Raw genomic sequence first — 22,394 nt, forward strand, 5'->3', positions numbered from 1 at the left:
GGATATCGGCGCGGGCGACTAGGCTTGCCCGAGTGCCTCCTTCGTCCTCGCCGCCCGAGAGCCCTGAGGGCTCCCATGACGGCCTGCGCGGCCTGGTGGACACGATCTGGCACGAGATCGCGAAGTTCGGCCTGATCGGGCTGCTGGCCTTCGTCATCGACCTCGGCGGGTTCAACCTGCTCTACCACACGGTGCTCGAGGGCAAGCCGACGACGGCGAGGATCCTCAGCGGGGTCGCCGCGACCCTCTTCGCCTGGGTCGGCAACCGGAGCTGGACGTTCGCGCACCGTCGGAGCCGACCGGTCTCTCACGAGGTCACGCTCTTCTTCGTCGTCAACGGGATCGCGCTGGTCATCTCCACGCTGTGCCTCGTCGTCTCGCACTACCTGCTCGGGCTCGACTCGCGCCTGGCCGACAACATCAGCACGATCTTCGGCATCGGCCTGGGCACCCTCTTCCGCTTCTGGGCCTACCGGCGCTGGGTCTTCGCCAACGAGCCGATGGACGTCGACACCTCGCCCTGGTCGGAGGACGAGGGTGACGCGACCGACGAGCGCGAAGCGACCGAAGGCGAGAGCAGCACCCCGGATCAGCGGGTGACCCGCCCCTCCGGCAGGTAGAGCTCGAAGACGGCCGGGCTGGAGCGCACCAGCTCGAGCCGGCCTCCACCCTTCGCCGCGAGATCCCGGGCCAGCGCCAGGCCGACGCCCGTCCCGCGCGAGGTCACCGACCGCTCGAAGATGTGCGGCGCGATCGCCATGGGGATCCCGCGTCCCTCGTCGCAGATCTCGACGACGACGCTCGGGCCGCGGCGTCGGGGGACGACCGAGACTGTCCCGTCGCCGTGGCGCAGCCCGTTCTCCACGAGCGTGCCGACGATCTGCGCCAGGTCCATCGGGCGGGCCCGCACCATCAGGCCACGGTCCCCACCGACCCGGACGCTGCGTTGGGCGGCGGCGAAGGCGGGCTGGTACTCCCGCTGGAGCGAGGCGAGCACCGAGTCCAGCGAGATGACGGGTAGCTCCGGTGCGTCCGAGCTGGTCCTGGACCGCAGCGTGGCGACGACATCGTTGAGCCGCGCGACCTGCTCGATCGCGACGCCTGCCTCGTCCCTGATGCTCTCCACGTCCTCGAGTGCGGCGATCTCCTCCAGCCGCATGAGCAGCGCGGTGAGCGGGGTCCGCAGCTGGTGGGCGACGTCGGAGGCGAGGTCTCGCTCGGTCGCGGCCTGCCGGGTGAGCGCGACGTCGCGCTCGGTCACCGCCTGGGCGAGCCGGTCGATCTCCTCGATGCCCTGGCGCCGCACCGGGCGCCCTCCCGATCCGAGGTCGGCGACCCGCTCGGTGATCTGGGTCAGCTGATCCTCGACTCGATCCGCGAGCCGACCGACCGACCACGCCGCGCCGGCCCCGACGGCCAGGCACGCGAGGACCAGCCACACGAGCGCCCAACGCGCCCACTGCTCGACCGATTGCGGGTCGTCGACAACCGCCGGGTCGGAGGTGACCAGCGCTAGGGCGAGGAGCAGCGGGAGGACGATCAGGACGATCGCGATACCCGCAGGCACCGTGAGGGCGGCGAGCAGACGGGAGCGCATCAGCAGACGTCGAAGCGGAAGCCGACCCCCCGGACGGTGGAGATGTACCGCGGGTTCGAGGCATCGTCACCGAGCTTGCGGCGCAGCACCGAGATGTGCATGTCGAGGGTCTTGGTCGAGCCGAACCACGCGGTGTCCCACACCTCGGCCATGATCCGGTCGCGGGGGACGACGCGTCCGCACTCCCGGACCAGGACCGAGAGCACCTCGAACTCCTTGACCGTGAGGGCCAGCTCCTCCCCCTTGAACCAGGCCCGCCTGGCCTCGGGGTCGATCCGGATGACCGACTCCTCACCCTCGGCGTCGGGGTGGGAGCGACGCAGCAGAGCCCGCACCCGCGCCATGAGCTCGGCAAGGCGGAAGGGCTTGGTCACGTAGTCGTCGGCGCCGGCGTCCAGCCCGACGACGGTGTCGACCTCGTCCCCGCGGGCGGTGAGGATGAGCACCGGGACGCTCGACCCGGTCGCCCTCAGCTGGCGGCAGATCTCCAGCCCGTCGAGCGTCGGCAGCCCCAGGTCGAGCACGACGAGATCGGGCTTGGCAGCCAGCAGCGCGTCCAGCGCCTCCTTGCCGTCGGCGTAGGCCTCGACCTCGTAGCCCTCACGCCGCAGCGCACGCGTCAGCGGCTCGGCGATCGCGGCGTCGTCCTCCGCCAGCAGCACACGGGTCATGAGGGCGCAGTCTACGGACCGGTCCACGTCCTGGCATGCGGATCGGCGCGAAGGGGGGGGTCAGACGTGCGCGGTGACGTCGGTGCGCTGGCGCACGCCCTTGACCCGCAGGAGCCGGCTCGGTGTCACGGTCCCGATCCCGCGCAGCGTGCGCCGGCGGGCCTGCACAGTCGCGAAGCCGCTGACCGGGGCGAGCAGCCGGGCGAGGGCGTCGTCGACGAAGACGGCATCCGGCGGCGCCGCCGCCGTGAGTCGGCTGGCGCGGTTGACGGTGGTACCGAAGACGTCTCCGAGCCGGTTGATCACCGGGCCGTATGCCATGCCGACGCGCGCCTCGGGGAGCAGGTCGTCGTCGGTGATCGCCTCGCACAGATCGAGCGCGATAGCGGCCGCGGGCAGGACGTCAGGGGTGAGGAACATGACCTCGTCGCCGACGGTCTTGACCACCCGGCCGCCGTGCGCGGTGATGATGTCGGTCGCGAGCAGCTCGAAGCGCTGCACCAGTGCCGCAAGGTCCTTCTCGGCAAGCCGCCTGACGACGGCGGTGAAGTTCACGAGATCGGCGAAGCCGACGACCCGGGGCACCCCGATGCCCTGCGCCTCGGGCGCGTCGGTCAGGCTGCGGTTGATCGCCGCGGTGAGCTGACGCCGCCAGACGTAGATCAGCAGCGGCTCGAGGTCGTCGGCCATCGTCGCCAGCCGTCGCGCAGCCTCCTCCGCCACAGGGAGCGAGGCCACCGGGTCGGCGTCGTCACCGTCGAGGTCCTGGGTGCGCAGCTGCCCGGCCGCCGTCATCTCCTCGGCGACCTCCTCGGCGACCAGCTGGGCCTGCCAGACGGCGAGCCGGTCCATCGTGCGGGCCATCGCGCGGGTCATCGCGAGCGCGAAGTCCTCGTCGGCCTGATCGGTACGGACCAGCTCGGAGACCTGCTGGAGCGCGACGAGGTCGGCCTCGGTGAACATCGCGTCCCCCTCGCTCACGAGCGGGAACCCGAGGGCGTGCCAGAAGCGCCGCGCCGAGCGGACCGACACGCCGGCTCCGCGGGAGACCTCGCGGCGGCCCATCGAGGCCGGTCGACCGAGCAGCGCACGCTCGAGGTCGGCCGGGGTGGGGTCCTCCGGGCCGTCGGTCAGCGGCCGGGGGGCGGCGTCATCGGTCATCGTCGAGGGCGGCCCTCCCCAGGAGGCGTGGTCGGCTAGCGGTGACGAACGTGCTGCACGTCACCCGCACTCACCGTAGCCGAGGAGCCGTCCGCCAGGACGACGAGCCGCCCGTCGGGTGCGACGTCCTCGCCGACGCCGTGCAGGACGGACCCATCCGGTCGGTGGACGACCACCTGCCGCCCGATGGTCGCGCAGGCGGCGCGGTAGTCCGAGCGAAGGGAGTCCGAGCCCACCTGCTCGAGGCGGTCACGGACGGCGTCGAGGAGCGAAGGGGCGATCTCGGCCCGGTCCGGTGGGGCCACCGCGTGCTCCTCGGCGAGCAGCCGGAGGGAGGTGGCCGTCTCGACGGGGAGCTGGCCGCGGTCGTGGTCGAGGTTGACCCCGACGCCGACGACCACCTCCGTGGCGCCGGCCGCGGGAGAGGCCGCGGGTCCCCCCTTCGCTCGTCCCGGACGGGCCTCGCAGAGGATCCCGCACACCTTGCGCTCCTCCCCCGCGATGTCCGCCAGCACGTCGTTAGGCCACTTCAGCGACGTGGGAAGGTCCAGGCCGCTCAGGCAGTCCCGGACGCCCAGCCCGACCGCCAACGGCACCCAGCCCAGGTCATCAGGCGGTGTCCCCGGCACGAGCATCGAGCAGGCCAGCCCGAGGCCCTCGCTGTCCGACCAGGACCGGCCCCGCCGGCCCCGTCCCGCGGTCTGGCGACGGGCGAGCACCACCGACCACGGCTCGGCGAGCCGGGTCACCTCGACGTTGGTCGACCCGACCTCGTCGACGACGACGAGGTCGCCCCACACCCGGCCGCCGCGCAAGGCGGCACGCAGCCCCTGGGCAGCGGGTGAGGATGTCATGGGGCAAGGCTAGGGTGGGCGGTATGACGCAGGTCACCCAGGGCAGCAACCCCACGGATCAGCAGGGCATCGGCGGCACCGACGTCCCCGACGACATCGACCTGAGCACCACCGCGGGCAAGCTCGCGGACCTCAAGCGGCGGGTCTCCGAGGTGGCGAACGCCGGCTCGGAAAAGGCGGTCGAGAAACAGCACGCCAAGGGCAAGAAGACGGCCCGGGAGCGGATCGCGATGCTCCTCGACGAGGGCAGCTTCGTCGAGCTGGACAAGTACGCGCGACACCGCTCGACGAACTTCGGGCAGGAGCGCAAGAGGCCCTACGGCGACGGCGTGGTCACCGGTTACGGCACGGTCGACGGCCGGCAGGTGGCGGTCTTCGCCCAGGACTTCACCGTCTTCGGCGGATCGCTCGGTGAGGTCTTCGGCGAGAAGATCACCAAGGTCATGGACTTCGCCATGAAGATCGGGTGCCCGGTCATCGGGCTGAACGACTCCGGTGGCGCGCGGATCCAGGAGGGCGTGGTCGCCCTGGGGCTGTACGCCGAGATCTTCCGGCGCAACGTGCACGCCTCCGGGGTCATCCCGCAGATCTCCCTGGTCATGGGACCGTGCGCCGGCGGCGCGGTGTACTCGCCGGCGCTGACCGACTTCACCGTCATGGTCGACCAGACCTCGCACATGTTCATCACCGGCCCGGACGTGATCAAGACCGTGACCGGCGAGGACGTCGGCTTCGAGGAGCTCGGCGGCGCGCGCACGCACAACTCCCGCTCCGGGGTCGCGCACTACATGGGCAGCGACGAAGACGACGCCATCGAGTACGTCAAGGCGCTGCTGTCCTACCTGCCGAGCAACAACCTCGAGGAGCCCCCCGTCTTCGACGGCGAGGTCAGCGACGACGCGCTCGAGGTGACCGATCTCGACCGTGAGCTCGACGCGATCATCCCCGACTCGGCGAACATGCCCTACGACATGCAGCGGGTCATCCAGGTGGTGCTCGACGACGAGGAGTTCCTCGAGGTCCAGCCGCTTTTCGCGCCGAACATCGTCTGCGGCTTCGGGCGCGTCGAGGGCCACTCGGTCGGCGTCGTCGCGAACAACCCGATGCAGCTGGCCGGGACCCTCGACATCGATGCCTCGGAGAAGGCAGCCCGCTTCGTGCGGACCTGCGACGCCTTCAACATCCCGGTCCTCACCTTCGTCGACGTACCCGGCTTCCTCCCCGGCACCGACCAGGAGTGGGACGGGATCATCCGGCGCGGGGCCAAGCTGCTCTACGCCTACGCGGAGGCCACCGTGCCGCTTGTCACCGTCATCACCCGCAAGGCGTACGGCGGTGCCTACGACGTCATGGGCTCCAAGCACCTCGGCGCCGACATCAACCTCGCCTGGCCGACCGCCCAGATCGCGGTCATGGGTGCCCAGGGCGCGGTGAACATCCTCTACCGCAAGGAGATCGCGCAGGCGCAGGAGCGCGGCGAGGACGTCGACGCCGCCCGGCAGCGGTTCATCACCGAGTACGAGGAGGCCCTGGCCAACCCCTACGTGGCGGCCGAGCGCGGCTACGTCGACACCGTCATCACCCCGAGCAACACCCGGATGAACGTCTCCCGAGCCCTGCGGGCGCTGCGCTCCAAGCGCGAGGCGCTGCCGCCGAAGAAGCACGGGAACATCCCGCTCTGACATGGCCGAGACACCCGCACCAGAGTCCGACGCCGACGAGCAGGCGGGCGGCGACCAGCCGTCGCCGCCGGTGATCCGCGTGCTCGGCGAGGCCACCCCCGAGCAGGTAGCGGCCCTCGTCGCCGTCCTCTCCGGCGGTGGCGAGGCGTCCGAGGAGGCGGCGGCTCCCCCTTCGCCGTGGTCCGACCCCGCCCGGCGCCTGCGCCCCGCCCACCACCCCTCCCCCGGCGGCTGGCGCACCTCCGGCCTCCCCCGCTGAGCCTTACGCTCGTCAGACCCCTGCCGCCGGTGGCAGGCTTTGCCGCTCATTCGAAGAGGTTGCGTCACGTCGAGGTGACGGATCCTCTTCGAACCGATGGCAGGCTGAGCGCATGCCTGGATCAGTGCGCTCGGTCAACGTCGGCTCCCCGCGCCGGCAGCGGGTCCCGAGGGGCAAAGCGACCGGGATAGCCAAGCAGCCGGTCGAGGTGATCGCCGTCGCCGACCCCGGACCGAAGCGGGTCGAGGACGGCGCCGCGGTCTCGGGGGTGGCTGGCGACTTCGTCGGCAATGGCAAGCACCACGGAGGCAGCGCGCAGGCGGTGTACGCGATGGCGCGCGAGGAGCTGGACTGGTGGAGTGGCGAGCTCGGGCGCGAGCTGCCCGACGGGATGTTCGGCGAGAACCTCACGACCACGGGGCTCGACGTCGACGCGGCCGAGATGGGCGACGTCTGGCGGGTGGGCAGCGCGGTGCTCCGCGTCAGCGGCCCTCGGGTGCCGTGCGCGACCTTCGCGGCGCGGATGGGTGAGCGCGGCTGGGTCAAGCGGGTCGCCGCGCGCGGCCGGCTCGGCGCCTATCTGGCGGTGCAGGAGCCCGGCCAGATCCGCCCGGGGGACGGGATCGTCGTGGAGCGCTCCCACAGCGGTGTCGACGTGCCGAGCGTGCTGCGCGCCTACCTCGGCGACGCCGATGCCGCGCACCGGGTCCTGCGCGCCCGGGTGCTCCACGACGTGGGCCAGGCCGAGCTCGAGTCGATGCACCGACGAGCGGGACGTACTGCGGCGACCGGAGGCGAAGGGGGATAGCGTCGGCCCGGTGAACGAGCAGACCCACGCCCGCCCCAGCACCGAGATCGACCGGATCGCCGAGACCTACCTCGACGAGGAGCTCGCGCTCAGCCCGCTCAGCGCCACCTACCTCGGCCTACCCGGCCGCGAGGACGAGATCGACGACCTCTCCCCCGACGGGCTCGAGGAGATGTCACGGCTGCGCCGCCGGACCCTGGACACCCTCGACGCGGCCGAGCCGGCCGACGAGGTCGACCGCGTGACCCTGGAGGCGATGCGGGAGCGCCTCGGCCTGGCCGAGGAGATGCACGACGCCGGCCTGGACGCGATGGAGCTGAACAACATCGCCTCGCCCATGCAGTCTGTGCGCGACGTGCTCGACCTCATGCCGAGCGACACCGAGGAGCAGTGGGCGACGATCGGGCGCCGGGTCGCCGCGATCCCGGAGGCTCTCGAGGAGTACGTCCAGTCCCTCCGGCACGCCGCCGACCGCGGTCGGATCACCTCACGCCGCCAGTTCCGGGTCTGCGCCGAGCAGGCGCGCGACACGGCGGCCGAGGGCGCCTATCTCGCGGCCCTGCCGGAATCTGCCCGGACCGCGCAGGGGCCGGTGCCTGACTCCCTTCGCCGTGACCTCGAGACGAGCGCGCAGGCCGCCCGCGAGGGCTACCTCGCCCTCGCCGCGGCACTGGACGATCTCGGCGAGCGTGCGCCGGAGCAGCTGGGCTGCGGTCGCGAGCGCTACGCCCTCTACTCCCGGCAGTTCCTCGGCAGCACCGTCGACCTCGAGGAGACCTACGCCTGGGGTCAGGAGGAGCTGGCCCGGATCACCGCGCAGATGGAGCAGACCGCGCAGCAGGTCCGCCCCGGCGCGAGCGTCAAGGAGGCGATCGCCGCGCTCGAGGACGACCCTGCCTACCGCCTCGAGGGCACCGACGCGCTCCAGGCCTGGATGCAGGACAAGGCCGACGAGGCGATCACGGCGCTGGCCGGTGAGCACTTCGACATCCCCGACCCGGTGCGCGCCATCGAGTGCCGGATCGCCCCGACCCAGACCGGCGGCATCTACTACACCGGTCCGAGCGACGACTTCGCCCGGCCGGGCCGGATGTGGTGGTCGGTGCCCAAGGGCGTGACCACCTTCGGCACCTGGCGCGAGCTGACGACGGTCTACCACGAGGGCGTGCCCGGCCATCACCTCCAGGTCGCCCAGACCGTCTACCGTCGCGAGCTGCTCAACCGGTGGCGACGCCTCGCCTCGTGGACCTCCGGGCACGGCGAGGGATGGGCGCTGTACGCCGAGTGGCTCATGGCCGAGCTGGGCTACATGGACGACCCGGGCAACCGGATGGGCCTGCTCGACGGCCAGTCGCTGCGCGCCGCGCGCGTCGTCCTCGACATCGGCGTGCACTGCGGCTTCGAGGCTCCCGCCGAGGTCGGCGGTGGCGACTGGACCTACGAGAAGGCCTGGGCCTTCCTCGATGCCCACGCCAACCAGGGCACCGAGCAGCTGCGCTTCGAGCTCGACCGCTACCTCGGCTGGCCGGGGCAGGCACCGAGCTACAAGATCGGCGAGCGGCTCTGGGTGGAGCTGCGCAACGAGGTGGCGCGCCGCGAGGGCGAAGCCTTCGATCTCAAGGCCTTCCACCGCCGCGCCCTGGACATCGGCGGGGTCGGTCTGGACACGCTGCGCAGCGCTGTCCTGGGTCCATCCTGACCCGCGCGAAGGGGGTGGAGCGGGCCCCGAGCCACGGCAGCGCCTCGCCGGCGCTCGGGATCATGCCGCCGAGGTGCAGCGGGGCGGCGTTGGGACTCCACCGGAGGTTCGCGCCCTGGGCCACCAGTCCCGGGCGAGCTAAGCCGGACACCCTCCGCATGCCGTGGTTGGGTGGTGCCGTGACTCGGCCCCTCGTCCTCGCATCGGCATCACCCGCCCGGCTGCAGCTGCTCCGTCGCAGCGGTGTCGAGCCGGTCGTGCGGCCCAGCTCGGTCGACGAACGACAGGTCGAGCGCCGCGCACGGGAGACCGACCCCGACCTCACCCCCGAGGCGCTGGTCGGCGCGTTGGCACGAGCGAAGGGGGAGGCCGTCGCCTCCTCCCTGGACGGGCGCGAAGCCGCCGACCTCGTCCTCGCCTGCGACTCCGTCCTCGAGGTCGGCGCAGAGGTGGTCGGCAAGCCGGGGTCCGCAGATCTGGCCACCACCCGTTGGCAATCGATGCGTGGCGGGTCGGGGGTGCTGCACACCGGGCACTGGCTGCTCGATGCCGAGACCGGCCGGTCGGTGAGCGAGGCGACGAGCAGCCGGCTGCGCTTCGCCGACGTCAGCGACGACGAGATCGACGCCTATGTCGCGACGGGAGAGCCGCTGCACGTCGCCGGCGGGTTCACCATCGACGGCTTCGGCGCCCCCTTCGTCGAGGTGGTCGAGGGAGACCCCGGGACCGTCATCGGCCTCTGCCTGCCCGCCCTGCGCCGCCTGCTCCTCGCCCTCGACGTCCCGTGGTGGTCGGTCGCCGACCCCTCCTCGCCCACCCCCGGCTGACCTGCCCGCCCCTTCGCAGATCCCCGGGGAACCTCAGACGAACGGTCGCCCCACCCCTTCGCAGATCCCCGGGGAACCTCAGACGAACGGTCGCCGACCCCTCCTCGCCCACCCCCGGCTGACCTGCCCGCCCCTTCGCAGATCCCCGGGGAACCTCAGACGAACGGTCGCCCCACCCCTTCGCAGATCCCCGGGGAACCTCAGACGAACGGTCGCCCCACCCCTTCGCAGATCCCCGGGGAACCTCAGACCGGCGGTATCCCGCGCCGCCGCTCGGAGAATCTGCGGTCCCGCCCCCGCGCGTGGAGCAGGCGACGCCGAACCTCCTCGCGCAGCTGCTCGGGCTCGACCACCTGGTCGATGACGAGGTCGGCCGCCAGCCGCTCGAGGTCGACGTCCTCGAGGTACTCGGCCCGGCGAGCCTCGACGAAGGCGTCCCTGGCTTCCACCCCTTCGCTCGCCTCGATCTCGGCGATCTTGTTGGCGTACACCGCGTTGACGGCGGCCTCCGGGCCCATGACGGCGATCCGCGCCGTCGGCAGCGCGATCGTCGCGTCCGGACCGAAGCCCGGGCCACCCATCGCGTACAGCCCGGCCCCGTACGCCTTGCGAACGACGACGCAGAGCTGGGGGACGGTCGCCGAGGAGACGGCCGAGACCATCTTCGCCCCGTGCCGGATGATCCCGCCCCGCTCGACCTCGGAACCGATCATGAAGCCGGGCACGTCGGCGAGATAGATCAACGGGATGGAGTAGGCGTCGCACAGCCAGATAAAGCGGGCCGCCTTGTCGGCGCTGTCGGTGAAGAGCACCCCGCCCTTGGCCATCGAGTTGTTGGCCACGATGCCGACCGTCTCGCCCTCGATGCGGCCCAGCCCGACGACCAGCTCGGGGGCAAAGAGCGGCTTGACCTCGAAGAAGGAGTCGTCGTCGACCAGCCCCTCGATGACGTCATGGATGTCGAAGGGCTGGCTCTCCCGCTCGGGGACCACGCCAGCGGTGAGCGGCTCGGCCGGCTCCTCGGGGTGGTAGCTCGGCAGCGGCGCGTGCCAGCTCTGCGGCAGGTAGCTGAACCACAACCGGGCCGTCTCGATCGCTTCCTCGTCGTCGGCCACGAGGATGTCGCCCACCCCGGAGACGGTGCAGTGCATCCGAGCCCCGCCCATGTCCTCGAGGCTGACCTTCTCGCCGACGACCATCTCGGCCATCCGTGGGCTGCCGAGGTACATCGAGGCGTTGCCGTCGACCATGATCACGAGGTCGGTGAAGGACGGGATGTACGCGCCGCCGGCCGCGCTCGGACCGAAGAGGCAGCAGATCTGAGGGACCTTGCCGGACAGGGCCACCTGGTTGTGGAAGATCCGCCCTGCTCCGCGCCGGCCGGGGAACATCTCGACCTGGTCGGTGATCCGTGCGCCAGCCGAGTCGACGAACCAGAAGACCGGCAGCTCCTCACGCAGAGCCATCTCGGTGGCCCGCACGATCTTCTCCACCGTGCGAGCGCCCCACGAGCCGGCCTTGACCGTCGGGTCGTTGGCGATGACGATCACCGGCCGCCCGTCGACCAGGCCCCGCCCGGTCACCACACCGTCGGCCGGCAGCCCCTCGGCGAGAGCGTTGGCGTACCGGCCGTCCTCGACGAAGGTCCCTTCGTCGACAAGCAGGTCGATCCGGTCTCGGACGTAGAGCTTGCCCTGGCTCTCGAGCTTGGCCGCGGCCTTGTCGCTCGGTCGGGACGAGGCGGCGAAGGCGGTGTGCAACCTCTCCCGGACGTCGGCGACCTTCGGGTCGCTCGGGTAGCTCACGACGGGAGCCCCAGGTGGCGGGCGATGACCATCCGCTGCACCTCGGAGGTGCCCTCACCGATCTCGAGGATCTTCGCGTCGCGGTAGAAGCGAGCGACCGGGTACTCCTCCATGAAGCCGTTGCCGCCGAAGATCTGGGTGGCGATGCGGGTCGCCGACACGGCCGCCTCCGAGGTGTAGAGCTTGGCGATCGCGGCGGCGTGCTTGACGTCCTTCATGCTGCGACGGCCGCGGTCGTGCTCGTCCTTGAGCCAGGCCGCCTTGTAGGTGAGGACCCGGCTGGTCTCGGCCATCACGGCGAGGTCAGAGACCTGGAACGCCACGCCCTGGTTCGCGCCGATCGGGCGGCCGAAGGCTTCGCGGGTCGAGGCGTAGTCGGTGGCAAGGTCGAGCATCCGGCGGGTCAGCCCGAGCGCCAGCGCGGAGATCGCGATGCGTCCGTCGTCGAGAGTCTTGAGGAACTGGCGGAAGCCGCTGCCCTCTTCGCCGAGGAGGTTGCCGACCGGGACGCGGCAGTCCTCGAAGGTCAGGCCGTGGGTGTCCGAGATGTGCCACCCGAGCTTGTCGTACGGCGGCTCGACCGTGAATCCGTCGGTGCCGCTCGGCACCATGATCGCGCTGATCTGAGGCCGACCGTCCTCCCCTTCGCTCGTCTTGGCGGTCACCGTGACGACCGAGGTGATGTCGGTACCCGAGTTGGTGATGAAGGACTTGGCACCGTTGATGACCCAGTCGTCGCCGTCCCGGACCGCCTTGGTGCGGGTGCCGCCGGCGTCGGATCCGGCTTCTGGCTCGGTCAGGCCGAACCCGGCGAGGGCGCGTCCGGCGACGAGGTCAGGCAGGTAGGTCTGCTTCTGCTCCTCGTCGCCGAAGGACAGGATCGGGTTGATGCCGAGTCCCACCCCGGCAGAGAGGGTGATGCCGATCGACTGGTCGACGTAGCCGAGCTCCTCGATCGCGACGCACAGCGCGGTGAAGTCGGACTGGACCGTGCCGTCCGCGACCTCGGCACTGCCCCCGTACTCCTCGGGTACGACGAGCCCGAAGAGCCCCAGCTCACCCATCCGCCCGACCAGCTCGGTCGGGAAGTGCTTCTCCTTGTCCCACTGCGCGACATGCGGCTCGATCTCGCTCGCGGCGAAGTCACGGACCGCCTTGCGGAAGTCCTCATGGTCCTGGCTCAGCTCGAACATCGTCGTCCTCTCGCTGGCGCGGTGACGCACCCGCGGATCGCGCTGGGGTGGTCCACGCCACATTCGTCGTGGTGAGAGCCAACGTATTGCATGGTCAGCGACCCCTGCGAATACGGCCCCACCTCCCCTTCGCAGATCCCCGGGGAACCTCAGACGAACGGCCCCACGTCCCCCTCCGCAGATCCCCGGGGAACCTCAGACGACCGGTCGTTCACGCGGCCAGGGTTGCCAGTCGAATGCCCTCGCGCACCTTCGCGTCGACGGCGGCCGGATCGAGCTCGCCCCAGTCGATACGCACCACCACCCACCCGGTCGCCAGGATGTCCAGCTCCCTTCGCTCCTGCGCTGCCCGCGCGCCAGGCGTCTTGTACTTGATCTGGCCGTCAAACTCGATGACCACCCGGTGCCCCTCCAGCACGAAGTCCACCCGGTAGCGGCGTCCAGAAGCGCTCCGCACCTGGAACTGCGGCGTCACCAGCCACCCGAGCTGGCGCAGGATGTCGGCCAGCAACGTCTCGCCGGGCGACTCGTGTCGCCGGTCCATGACCCCGACGGCGGCGCGAGCGGCCTCGATCCCCGGGCAGCCGCTGTAGGTGTCGAGGGCGCTACGCAGATCAGCGTCGGACACCAACCGTGCGCGCAACGCGGCGTCGCCGGCGACCACGGCAGAGACCGGGTTGTTGGTCATCGCGGTCGCGACGATGCTGTGCGCGGGATCAGTCACCAGCACGCGTGTCTTCGGATCATCCAGCTCGATCTGCCTCACCGGGACGGCAGCCATCTGGGTCTCCCGCACCGCTGCCCGACTTCGGCCGTGGCCGCCGGACCGCCTGGCCAGCTCGACCAGCGACAGGTCGGCTCGCGCCAGGGGAAGTCCGTGCAGGATCACCGCCGAGTGGCGCGCTGCTGCAAGGGCGCCCGGATGCATGGAGAGGGCGGCGATCGTCCGCAGCAGGTGGAGCTCCTCGGGGGTCGCTCCTACCCGAGTGGTGAACCACCCCCGGTCCAGGCGCACGATCAACCCCCTCGCGATCAGCAGACGCAGGTCATGGTCAGAGATGCCCCACTCCCGCGCCTGCGCCCTGCTGAAGTAGGGGATGTCGCTAAGAGTGGATAGGTCGAGACGTAGTCGTGGCTTCATGGTCGAAGCCTGGCAAGACCGCGGGATCGTCCTTCGGGGTTTTCCACAGGTGGCCGTTCGTCTGAGGTTCCCCGGGGATCTGCGAAGGGGTGGGGTGAGCCGTTCGTCTGAGGTTCCCCGGGGATCTGCGAAGGGGTGGGGTCAGCGGGAGGAGAGGTAGGCGTCGATCTCGGCCGCGGTCGGTGCCGTGGACGGCCCGGGCCGGGTCACGGTGATCGCGCCCGCGGCGTTGGCCCGACGGCACGCCTCCACCCAGCCCGTGCCCTTTGACCGCTCCGCGACGAGAACCCCGGTGTGGGTGTCCCCCGCCCCGTTGGTGTCGACCGCCTTCTCCGGATAGCCCGGGACCACGACCACCGGCTCGCCGGGCTGGGCGACGGCACACCCCTTCGCCCCGTCCCGGACCACGGCCACCGCCCCCTGCGGCAGATGGCGAAGGGAGGCCGCCGCGGCCGCGGCCATCTCGCCTTCACCGGTGAGCGCCTCGGCCTCCTCGGCGTTGCTCGTCCAGACGTCGGTCAGGGCCAGCGCCCGCTCCCGCACGGCACCGTCCAGGTCGGCGAAGACGGCGCCGGGGTCGAGGACGACGACCACGCCGTCCGGCAGCTGCTCGAGCCAGGCGAGCATCGGCTCCTGGGTCTGTCCGACGAGGCTGTACCCGCTGACGCAGACGATGTCACCGCTGCAGGACGCGCTGCGCTGCAACGACTCCACGCTGATCTGCCGCTCGGCCTCCTGCGTCGTGATGAAGGTCCGCTCGGCGCTCGGCTCGAGCAGGACCAGGCACATCCCGGTGTCGACGCCCTCGACCATCGGGCTGGACAGCTCGACCCCATCGCCGGTGAGGACCTCCCGGACGAGGTCTCCGTTCGGCCCTTCGCCGTGCGCCCCTGCGTGCACGCACACCGCCCCCGAGCGGACCGCCGCGAGCAGCGTCGTCACCGCTCCCCCGGCGTAGCGCTCGTGCTCGCCGACCATCACGTTCGCGCCGCGGCGCGGGAGGTGCGGCACCGGCAGGACGACGTCGACGAGGGCCTGTGCGGTATGGATGACACGTCGCGGCATGCCCGGAGCGTACGGGCAGACTGGGGGCCATGCCGTCACGCTTCAGCTCCGTCGAGGCCGCCAGCTCCGCGCTCGAGCAGGCCGGGTACATCGCCTCCGACCCGATCGCCACCACCGTCTATCTCGCGGACGCCCTGGGCAAGCCGTTCCTCGTCGAGGGCCCCGCCGGGGTCGGCAAGACCGAGCTGAGCAAGGCCGTCGCGACCGCGACCGGCGCCGAGCTGATCCGCCTCCAGTGCTACGAAGGGGTCGACGAGGCACGAGCGCTCTACGAGTGGAACCACGCGAAGCAACTGCTGCGGATCACCGCCGCCGGCGCGCACCACGACCCGGGCAGCGGGGCCGACGAGGCCGACTGGGGCCGGGTCAAGGAGGACATCTTCACCGACGAGTTCCTCCTCGACCGGCCGCTGCTCAAGGCCGTGCGGGCCGACCACCCCACCGTCCTGCTCATCGACGAGCTCGACAAGGCCGACGTCGAGATCGAGGGGCTGCTCCTCGAGGTCCTCTCGGATTTCGCCGTCACCGTCCCCGAGCTGGGCACGATCCAGGCCAGGCACACCCCCTTCGTCGTCCTCACCTCCAACGCGACCCGGGAGCTGTCCGAGGCGCTGCGCCGCCGCTGCCTCTACCTACACATCGACTACCCCGAGGCCGCGCTGGAGCAGCGCATCGTCAGCCTCAAGGTCCCTGACCTCGACGCCACGCTCAGCGAGTCGGTCGTCCGCCTCGTCGGCGCGCTGCGCGAGATGCGGCTGCGCAAGTCGCCCTCGGTCGCCGAGACGATCGACTGGGCGCGCACCCTCATCGCCCTCGGCGGGGACCGGCTCGACCCCGAGCTCGTCTCGAGCACGCTCGGCGTGCTGCTCAAGCACCAGGAGGACATCGACACCGCGACGGCGAAGCTGGACCTGACCCGTGGGCTCGCCTGACGACGCCCTGACGCGGCGCCTGGTCGACCTCTCCCGGTCGCTGCGCCAGCACGGCATCGCGGTCGGCCCCTCGGAGTCGGCCGACGCCGCCGCGGCCTGCGCGGCACTCGGGGTGAGCGACCGGGGGCGCCTCCGAGCCGGGATCGCGGCGGCGATGCTGCGCCGCGAAGGGGATCGCGAGATCTTCGACCAGCTCTTCGACATTTACTTCCCGGCCGGCGTCGGTGACCGTCAAACCGTCGGCGAGGTGACCGCCGCGACGGGCGGCGCCGAGGTGCGCGCCGCCGCCGAGCAGCTCCGGGACGATCTGGCCACCGCGCTTGCGACTGCCGACGAGCGCGAGCTGGACCGGCTCGCGGCACGGGCGGTGGCCGAGCTGGGCGCGCTGGCCAACGACTCCACGATGGGCGGCTACTCCGCCAGTCAGACCCTGGACCGGCTGGCGCCGCAGACGGCGATCGCGGCTGCGCTGCAACGGGCGCGCGACGGCGCAGATACCCCTGCCGGGTCCGGCGAAGGGGGTGGCGGCAGCGGGTCCGGAAGCGGCGGCGCCGACGGCACCGGGTCGCCCTGGCGGGCGGAAGAGCTGAGCGACCGCTTCGACCGAGACGAGATCCGCAGCCGAGTGGCAGCCTTCCGGCGAAGGGTGGAGCGAGAGGCGACGCGGAGGAACATCGAGGCGCGCGGCACTGAGCGGATCAGCCGGTACGGGGTGCGAGACCCGTTGGAGCGCAAGGACTTCCTGCTGACGGGCAGGGAGGAGGCCGTCGAGCTGCAGTCGGCCATCCGACCTCTGGCGCGCAAGCTCGCGGCGCGCCTCTCGGCCAAGCAGCGCCGCCACTCCCGGGGCGCGGTGGATGTGCGGCGGACGCTGCGGCGGGCGATGTCCACCGGCGGCGTCCCGATCCGGCCGGCGTACAAGTACCGGCACCGCTCCCGGGCCGACATCGTCCTGCTGTGCGACATGTCGGGGTCGGTGTCCGGCTTCTCCCGCTTCACGATGCTGCTCCTCCAGGCGCTCTCGACCCAGTTCCGCCGGGTGCGCTTCTTCGGCTTCGTCAACATCTGCGACGACATCACCGACCTCGTGGTCGGCGCGGAGATGGGCGAGGACATCCGCACCCGGGTCGCCGAGCAGGCGACGATCGCGCGCTGGCACGGCAGCAGCGACTACGGCAGCGCGCTCGAAGACTTCGTCGACCGGTGGCTCGGCGCGGTCGGTCCCCGCTCAACCGTCCTCGTCCTGGGCGATGCCCGGACCAACGGCAGCGACCCCAAGGTGGCCGCCCTGCGCACGATCACCGAGCACGCCCGGCAGGTGGTGTGGCTCAACCCGGAGCGGTCCAGCGCATGGGACACCGGAGACTCCGTGGCGAGCCGGTACGGCGAGGTCGTCGACATGCACGAGTGTCGCAACGTCGAGCAGCTGCGCCAGTTCGTCTCCCGGTCCCTGCCGGTCTGACCAGCGAGCGTCAGCGGGGGATGTTGCGCAGGTTCGAGCGGGCCATGGCCACCGCCTCGCCGGCTCCACGGTTGAGCACGACCCGGCTCATCGCCGTCGCGAAGCCGAGCACCTGCTCACCGGTGATCTCGGGCGGGATCGACAGCGCCATCGGGTCGGTCCGGACGTCGACGAGTGCGGGCCCTTGGTGCGCCAGCGCGCTCGTGAGGGCCTCCCGGATCCCTCGGGGGTGGTCGACGCGTTCGGTGTGGAAGCCCAGCGCCGCCGCCATGCCGGCATAGTCGACGCCGGGGACGTCGACACCGAAGTCCGGCAGCCCGTCGACAAGCATCTCGAGCTTGACCATCCCGAGCGTGGAGTTGTTGAACACGACGATCGTGATCGGCAGGTCGTAGGCCGCTGCGGTGATCAGCTCACCGAGGAGCATGGACAGGCCTCCGTCTCCGGATACCGAGATCACCTGGCGACCGGGGTGTGAGAGGGAGGCGCCGATGGCCTGCGGGAGCGCGTTGGCCATCGATCCGTGGAGGAAGGAGCCGATCAACCGGCGCCGACCGTTGGGGGTCACGTAGCGCGCGGTCCAGACGTTGCACATGCCGGTGTCAGCGGTGAAGACGGCGTCGTCGGCGGCCACCTCGTCGAGGATCGAGGCGACGTACTCGGGGTGGATCGGCGTGGTGTCCTCGACGTTCTTGGTGTACGCCCCGACCGCCTTGGTCATGAGCTTGTCGTGCCGCTCGAGGGTCTTCTCCAAGAAGGTGCCAGACTTCGCCTCGACCAGCGGCAATACCGCCGCCAGCGTGGGCGCGACATCGGCGTGCACCGGCACCGTGACCTCGGTGCGCCGACCCAGCACCTCCCCGTGCGCGTCGATCTGCACGGTGGTGACGTCGGGGAGGAACTGGTCGTAGGGGAAGTCCGTCCCCAACAAGATCAGCAGGTCCGCGCCCTTCATCCCCTCGGCGGCCGCGCCGTAGCCGAGGAGGCCGGTCATGCCGACGTCGTACGGGTTGTCGTACTGGATGAGGTCCTTGGCGCGCAACGAGTGCCCGACCGGCGCCTTGACCCGCTCCGCCAGGGCAAGCACCTCCTCGCGTGCATCCTCGACTCCGGCGCCGACGAAGATCGCCACCGTCGAGGCCTGGTTGATCGCGGTGGCCACCTGACGGACGACGTCATCCCCCGGGGTGAGGGTGGGGCGATCCACGGCAAGGTAAGGAGGCGTGGGCTGAGTGGCGTCCCCGTCGGCGAGATCGCCGGGAAGGGTCAGCACCGAGACACCCCGTAGCGCCTCGGCGTGCCGGATGGCCGAGCCGACCAGACGCGGCACCTGCTCCGCTGCGGAGGCCATCTCGCAGAACACCGAGCACTCGAGGAACAACCGGTCGGGATGGGTCTCCTGGAAGTAGCCCATCCCGATCTGGGGGGTGGGGATGTGCGAGGCGATCGCCAGCACCGGGGCATGGCTGCGGTTCGCGTCGTACAGCCCGTTGATGAGGTGGAGGTTGCCCGGCCCGCACGAGCCGGCGCACACCGCCAGCTTGCCGGTGAGCTGCGCCTCGGCGGCCGCGGCGAAGGCGGCTGCCTCCTCGTGCCGGACGTGGATCCAGTCGATGCCGCCGTTCGCTGCTCCGCCGGTGCGGCGCACGGCGTCGACCACCGGGTTGAGCGAGTCGCCGACGATCCCGTAGATCCGCGAGACCCCTGCCTCGACCAGCTGAGAGACGATCTGCTCCGCGATGTTCACTGTCTCGCCCTTTCGTAGGAGGCCGACGGTGCCGAGTCTAGGTCCCGGTCCCTTCCGCGTGCGGGGCCAGGAGACCCCCCGGCCCACCGAGCGAAGGAGATCTCCAGGGGATCTCCACACGTCGCTCACGCCGCCTGCAGACCGCCCTCCATAGCCTGCTGGCATGACCACGACCGCCGGCGATCCCCCTTCGCGCTCCGTCCTCGTCGTCGAGGACGACCGGATCATCAACGACGCCCTCGCCGAGAGGTTCCGGGCCTGCGGGTACGCGGTGCACCAGGCGTGGGACGGCCCCGGCGCGGTTACCGCCTTCGCGGAGCACGAACCCGACGTGGTCCTGCTCGACCTCATGCTGCCGGGCTTCGACGGGCTTGAGGTGTGCCGACGGATCCAGGCGCAGCACCCCGTGCCGGTGCTCATGATCACCGCCCGTGACGAGGAGGCCGACATCGTCCTCGGCCTCGGGGTCGGCGCCGACGACTACATCACCAAGCCGTTCCGGATGCGGGAGGTGACCGCCCGGGTCGAGGCGCTGCTGCGACGCGTCGACCGCGCGAACGAGCTCGCGGCCGCCACGCCGCCCACCGGCGCGGCGGTCGAGCACGACGGGCTGCGCCTGGATCCCCGCACCCGCCGATGCACCGTCGACGGGGAGGAGGTCCATCTCACCCCGACCGAGTTCGAGCTGCTCGCCCTGCTCGCCGCAGACCCCGGCACCGTCGTCCGCCGCGGGCGGATCGTGCACGAGCTGTGGGGCTGGGAGGAGTCCCTCGGCAGCCGCACCCTGGACTCGCACGTGAAGTCGTTGCGCGCCAAGGTCGGCGGGCACCGCGTGCGGACGGTCCACGGGGTCGGCTACGCCCTGGCCGACGGCGAAGGGGGTGAGCCTCGGTGAGCGCGCAGGCGCCCCTGTCGAGCGCCTTCGGCTCGATCAAGACCCGGCTGGCCGTGCTCGTCGGGGTCAGCGTCCTGCTCGCTGCGGTCGTCGGCGCGGTCGGAACCAGCGCCGGGGTGCCGCTGTGGCTGGCGGTGCCCGCGACGGTGGCGCTCGCCCTCGTCGTCACGCGGTGGCTCGCCACGGGGATCACCGCTCCCCTGCGCGAGATGACGCGAGCGACCCGGGCGATGAGCGATGGGCGGTACGAGATCGCGCTCGAGACCACCCGCCAGGACGAGGTCGGCGAGCTGGCTCGGTCCTTCACCGCGATGGCCGGGGAGATCCGGGCGGCCGAGGAGCACCGACGCCGGCTAGTGGCGACGGTCGCGCACGAGCTGCGCACCCCGCTGGCCGGGCAGCAGGCGCTGCTGGAGAACCTCGTCGACGGCGTCATCGCCCCCGGCGACGACGCGCTGCAGCGCGCGCTGGCCCAGTCCGAGCGCCTCGGTGCCCTCGTCGGCGACCTGCTCGACCTCTCGCGCTCCGACCAGAGCCGGGTCCCGCTCACGCCGGGCCGGGTCGTGGTCGCCGAGCTGCTGGAGAGCGCGAAGGGGGAAGCCGCGCTGCTCGGACGAGAGGTCTCGATCGAGGTGAGCGTGGAGCCGGTGGACCTGACGGTCATCGCCGACCGGGCTCGGCTGGCGCAGGTCGTCGCCAATCTCCTGGACAACGCCGTGCGGCACAGCCCGGTCGGCGGCATCGTCGAGGTCGCGGCGAGCACCGCCGGCTCCGAGCACTGGCGGCTGACCATCACCGACGAAGGGCCCGGTCTGCCGCCCTCCGACGCCGATCGGCTCACCCGCCGCTTCGGCAGCGGGCCGGACTCATCCGGTGGCACCGGGCTCGGCCTGGCGATCGCCGGGTGGGCGGCGTCGCTGCACGGCGGGTCGATCGACGCACTCCCCGCCCCCGGGGCGGGCGGCGGAGCTCGCCTGCAGGTGACCCTCCCCACCCATCCCGGCCCCGACGGTGCCGTGCTCCACCAACCCGAGGAGATCCCGATGTCCACCACCGAGCTGACCACCCCTTCGCCTGACGACGTAGAACGCGCCAGCGACGAGATCGGTTCCCCACCGCGTCTGAGCCAGCTCTGGCCCGAGCGGGACAGCAGGCCACAGCCGCGGGCGCTGCTCGCCGCCGCCGGGGTCGGCCTGCTCGCGGCCCTGCTCATCCCGGGCCACCCGGCCGGGCTCGGCCTCTTCCTCGTCCTCCTCGCCGGTGGGGTCACGCTGTGGCTCCTCTCCCCCAGGCGCGTTCACCCCTGGTCGCTCCTCAGCGCCGCCCTGGCGGTGCCGCTGGCGCTCAGCCCGATCCTGCGCGCGGACTTCGGCATGGCAGTCCCCGCCGTCCTGGCCGCGGGGGTGCTGGCCGCGGTCGCCTGCACCGGCGCACGCACCCTGACCGGGATGGCCGCCAGCGTCGTCGCGTGGGTGGCGGCCGGCCTGCGCGGGCTGCCGCTGCTGGACCGGACGCTGCGGGCGCTCGGGCGGCGCAGCGGTGCCTGGAGCGTGCTGCGTGCGGCGGCGCTCTCGATGGTGCTCCTCATCGTCTTCGGCGGTCTGCTCGCCTCCTCCGACGCGGTGCTCGGCTCGTGGCTGAGCGCCCTCACCCCGCAGGTCAGCGACGACGTCGTGGTGCGCATCTTCACCCTCGTCTTCTTCGCCGGGGTGACCCTGTGCGGGGCCTACCTGGCGATCAACCCGCCGACGGTGGACGGCCTGGCGCTCTCGAGCCGCACCCGCCGACGCGTCCCCTTCACCGAGTGGCAGGTGCCGATGCTGGTGGTCCTGGCCACCTTCGTCGCCTGGCTCGCAGCTCAGGCCGCCTCGCTCATCGGCGGCCACGACTACGTGCTGCGCACCACCGGGGTCACCTACGCCGAGTCGGCCCGGCAGGGCTTCGGCCAGCTCGTCCTCGTCACGCTCGCGACCATCGCGCTGGTCTCGGCCGTGCGGACCTGGGGCAGCGCGCAGACCGCTGCGCATCGTCGCTGGCGCACCGGGCTGTGCGCGGCCCTGTGCCTCCTCGCGCTGCTCGTCGTCGGGTCCGCACTGCACCGGATGGCCCTCTACCAGGAGGCGTATGGCTGGACGGTGCTGCGGGTCGGGGCCGACCTGCTCGAGCTGAGCTTCGGCGTGGTGCTGCTCGCGCTGCTGGTCTCCCTGGTCACCGGGTCCGGGCGGTGGGTGGGGCGGGTGACGCTGGTCGCCGCCGCCAGCGCCGCGATGGTCTTCTCCGTCGGCAACGTCAGCGCCTTCGTCGCCGAGCGCAACATCGCCCGCTTCGAGGCGACCGGGCAGATCGACTCCGAGTACCTCGCCAGCCTGGGCGCCGACGCCGCCCCCACGGTGGTCGGCAGCAGCCTGCCCGAGCAGGTCAAGCAGTGCGCGCTAGCCCGGGTCGGCGAGCAGAGCACCACGTGGACGGCGTGGAACCTCGGCCGCGAGCGGGCCCGCGCGGTCAGCGCGCCCTACCTGGGTGCACCGGACGCCTGCCCTGCCGGGGAGCGATGGCGCTGAGGTCGTCGGCATCGCACGGCGAAGGGGGGCCGCTC

Annotated in this window: 19 protein-coding genes; 10 read left to right on the top strand and 9 right to left on the bottom strand. The window is 71.7% G+C overall.

Going from position 1 to position 22,394, the window contains the following annotated elements; genetic code table 11:
• Positions 1-32: 32 nt before the first annotated feature.
• Entirely contained in the window at positions 33-620 is a 588-nt protein-coding gene (locus FB557_RS04760; protein WP_246074455.1) for a GtrA family protein, read from the top strand.
• Here FB557_RS04760 and FB557_RS04765 read toward each other — a convergent pair.
• The 4 genes from FB557_RS04765 to FB557_RS04780 are packed head-to-tail and all read right to left on the bottom strand — an operon-like array spanning position 590 to position 4,283.
• A complete protein-coding gene (locus tag FB557_RS04765) occupies positions 590-1,597 on the bottom strand; it encodes a sensor histidine kinase (protein WP_144856167.1) in 1,008 nt (335 codons plus the stop codon). The genes FB557_RS04760 and FB557_RS04765 overlap by 31 nt on opposite strands.
• A complete protein-coding gene (locus FB557_RS04770; protein ID WP_144856169.1) occupies positions 1,597-2,268 on the bottom strand; it encodes a response regulator transcription factor in 672 nt (223 codons plus the stop codon). Before FB557_RS04770 ends, FB557_RS04765 begins: the two co-directional genes overlap by 1 nt.
• Positions 2,269-2,328: 60 nt before the next feature.
• A complete protein-coding gene (locus tag FB557_RS04775; protein WP_144856171.1) occupies positions 2,329-3,429 on the bottom strand; it encodes an adenylate/guanylate cyclase domain-containing protein in 1,101 nt (366 codons plus the stop codon).
• 35 nt (positions 3,430-3,464) lie between these two features.
• Positions 3,465-4,283 carry a biotin--[acetyl-CoA-carboxylase] ligase gene (locus FB557_RS04780; protein WP_144856173.1) on the bottom strand — a complete coding sequence of 273 codons (819 nt, stop codon included), beginning with the start codon at positions 4,281-4,283 and terminating at the stop codon, positions 3,465-3,467.
• Positions 4,284-4,306: 23 nt separating this feature from the next.
• Between FB557_RS04780 and FB557_RS04785 the strand changes: the two genes are divergently transcribed.
• From FB557_RS04785 to FB557_RS04805, 5 genes are all read left to right on the top strand, one after another.
• Positions 4,307-5,965, top strand: a complete 1,659-nt coding sequence (locus FB557_RS04785) for an acyl-CoA carboxylase subunit beta (protein WP_144856175.1) — start codon at positions 4,307-4,309, stop codon at positions 5,963-5,965.
• A gap of 1 nt (position 5,966) precedes the next feature.
• Positions 5,967-6,224 carry an acyl-CoA carboxylase subunit epsilon gene (locus tag FB557_RS04790; protein WP_144856177.1) on the top strand — a complete coding sequence of 86 codons (258 nt, stop codon included), beginning with the start codon at positions 5,967-5,969 and terminating at the stop codon, positions 6,222-6,224.
• 112 nt (positions 6,225-6,336) lie between these two features.
• Entirely contained in the window at positions 6,337-7,032 is a 696-nt protein-coding gene (locus FB557_RS04795) for an MOSC domain-containing protein (protein WP_144856179.1), read from the top strand.
• Positions 7,033-7,042: 10 nt separating this feature from the next.
• On the top strand, positions 7,043-8,731 hold the full coding sequence (locus FB557_RS04800; RefSeq protein WP_246074456.1) for a DUF885 domain-containing protein: 1,689 nt from the start codon (positions 7,043-7,045) through the stop codon (positions 8,729-8,731).
• 179 nt (positions 8,732-8,910) lie between these two features.
• On the top strand, positions 8,911-9,558 hold the full coding sequence (locus tag FB557_RS04805) for a Maf family protein (RefSeq protein WP_144856182.1): 648 nt from the start codon (positions 8,911-8,913) through the stop codon (positions 9,556-9,558).
• 245 nt (positions 9,559-9,803) lie between these two features.
• On the opposite strand, the gene FB557_RS04810 is transcribed toward FB557_RS04805, so the two are convergent.
• The 4 genes from FB557_RS04810 to FB557_RS04825 form a co-directional block, all read right to left on the bottom strand.
• Positions 9,804-11,363: an acyl-CoA carboxylase subunit beta gene (locus tag FB557_RS04810; RefSeq protein WP_144856184.1), complete on the bottom strand. Its 1,560-nt coding sequence runs from the start codon at positions 11,361-11,363 to the stop codon at positions 9,804-9,806.
• The gene (locus FB557_RS04815; RefSeq protein ID WP_144856186.1) at positions 11,360-12,556 is read right to left on the bottom strand and encodes an acyl-CoA dehydrogenase family protein; all 1,197 of its coding nucleotides are present in this window, start codon (positions 12,554-12,556) and stop codon (positions 11,360-11,362) included. Before FB557_RS04815 ends, FB557_RS04810 begins: the two co-directional genes overlap by 4 nt.
• A 211-nt stretch (positions 12,557-12,767) precedes the next feature.
• Entirely contained in the window at positions 12,768-13,337 is a 570-nt protein-coding gene (locus tag FB557_RS14120) for an endonuclease domain-containing protein (RefSeq protein WP_170236194.1), read from the bottom strand.
• Between the two features lie 501 nt (positions 13,338-13,838).
• On the bottom strand, positions 13,839-14,762 hold the full coding sequence (locus FB557_RS04825; RefSeq protein ID WP_144856190.1) for a PfkB family carbohydrate kinase: 924 nt from the start codon (positions 14,760-14,762) through the stop codon (positions 13,839-13,841).
• Positions 14,763-14,791: 29 nt separating this feature from the next.
• Here FB557_RS04825 and FB557_RS04830 point away from each other — a divergent pair, with 29 nt between their 5' ends.
• Together FB557_RS04830 and FB557_RS04835 are read left to right on the top strand one after the other, a co-directional pair.
• On the top strand, positions 14,792-15,694 hold the full coding sequence (locus tag FB557_RS04830) for an AAA family ATPase (protein WP_144856192.1): 903 nt from the start codon (positions 14,792-14,794) through the stop codon (positions 15,692-15,694).
• Positions 15,681-17,156, top strand: coding sequence for a VWA domain-containing protein (locus FB557_RS04835; RefSeq protein WP_144856194.1), 1,476 nt, complete (start codon positions 15,681-15,683; stop codon positions 17,154-17,156). The genes FB557_RS04830 and FB557_RS04835 overlap by 14 nt, the downstream gene beginning before the upstream one ends.
• A gap of 10 nt (positions 17,157-17,166) precedes the next feature.
• Here the strand turns inward: FB557_RS04835 and FB557_RS04840 are convergent, their stop codons facing one another.
• Complete coding sequence (locus tag FB557_RS04840) at positions 17,167-18,903, bottom strand: pyruvate dehydrogenase (protein ID WP_246074457.1); 1,737 nt, start codon at positions 18,901-18,903, stop codon at positions 17,167-17,169.
• Positions 18,904-19,066: 163 nt separating this feature from the next.
• On the opposite strand from FB557_RS04840, the gene FB557_RS04845 reads away from it, so the two are divergent.
• Both FB557_RS04845 and FB557_RS04850 read left to right on the top strand, forming a co-directional pair.
• A complete protein-coding gene (locus FB557_RS04845) occupies positions 19,067-19,798 on the top strand; it encodes a response regulator transcription factor (RefSeq protein WP_144856198.1) in 732 nt (243 codons plus the stop codon).
• Positions 19,795-22,359 (top strand): DUF4153 domain-containing protein, encoded by a 2,565-nt coding sequence (locus FB557_RS04850; protein WP_144856200.1) that lies wholly within the window; start codon positions 19,795-19,797, stop codon positions 22,357-22,359. Before FB557_RS04845 ends, FB557_RS04850 begins: the two co-directional genes overlap by 4 nt.
• Positions 22,360-22,394: the final 35 nt, after the last annotated feature.

Source organism: Marihabitans asiaticum, from assembly GCF_007828725.1.
Taxonomy (GTDB): Bacteria; Actinomycetota; Actinomycetes; order Actinomycetales; family Dermatophilaceae; genus Marihabitans; species Marihabitans asiaticum.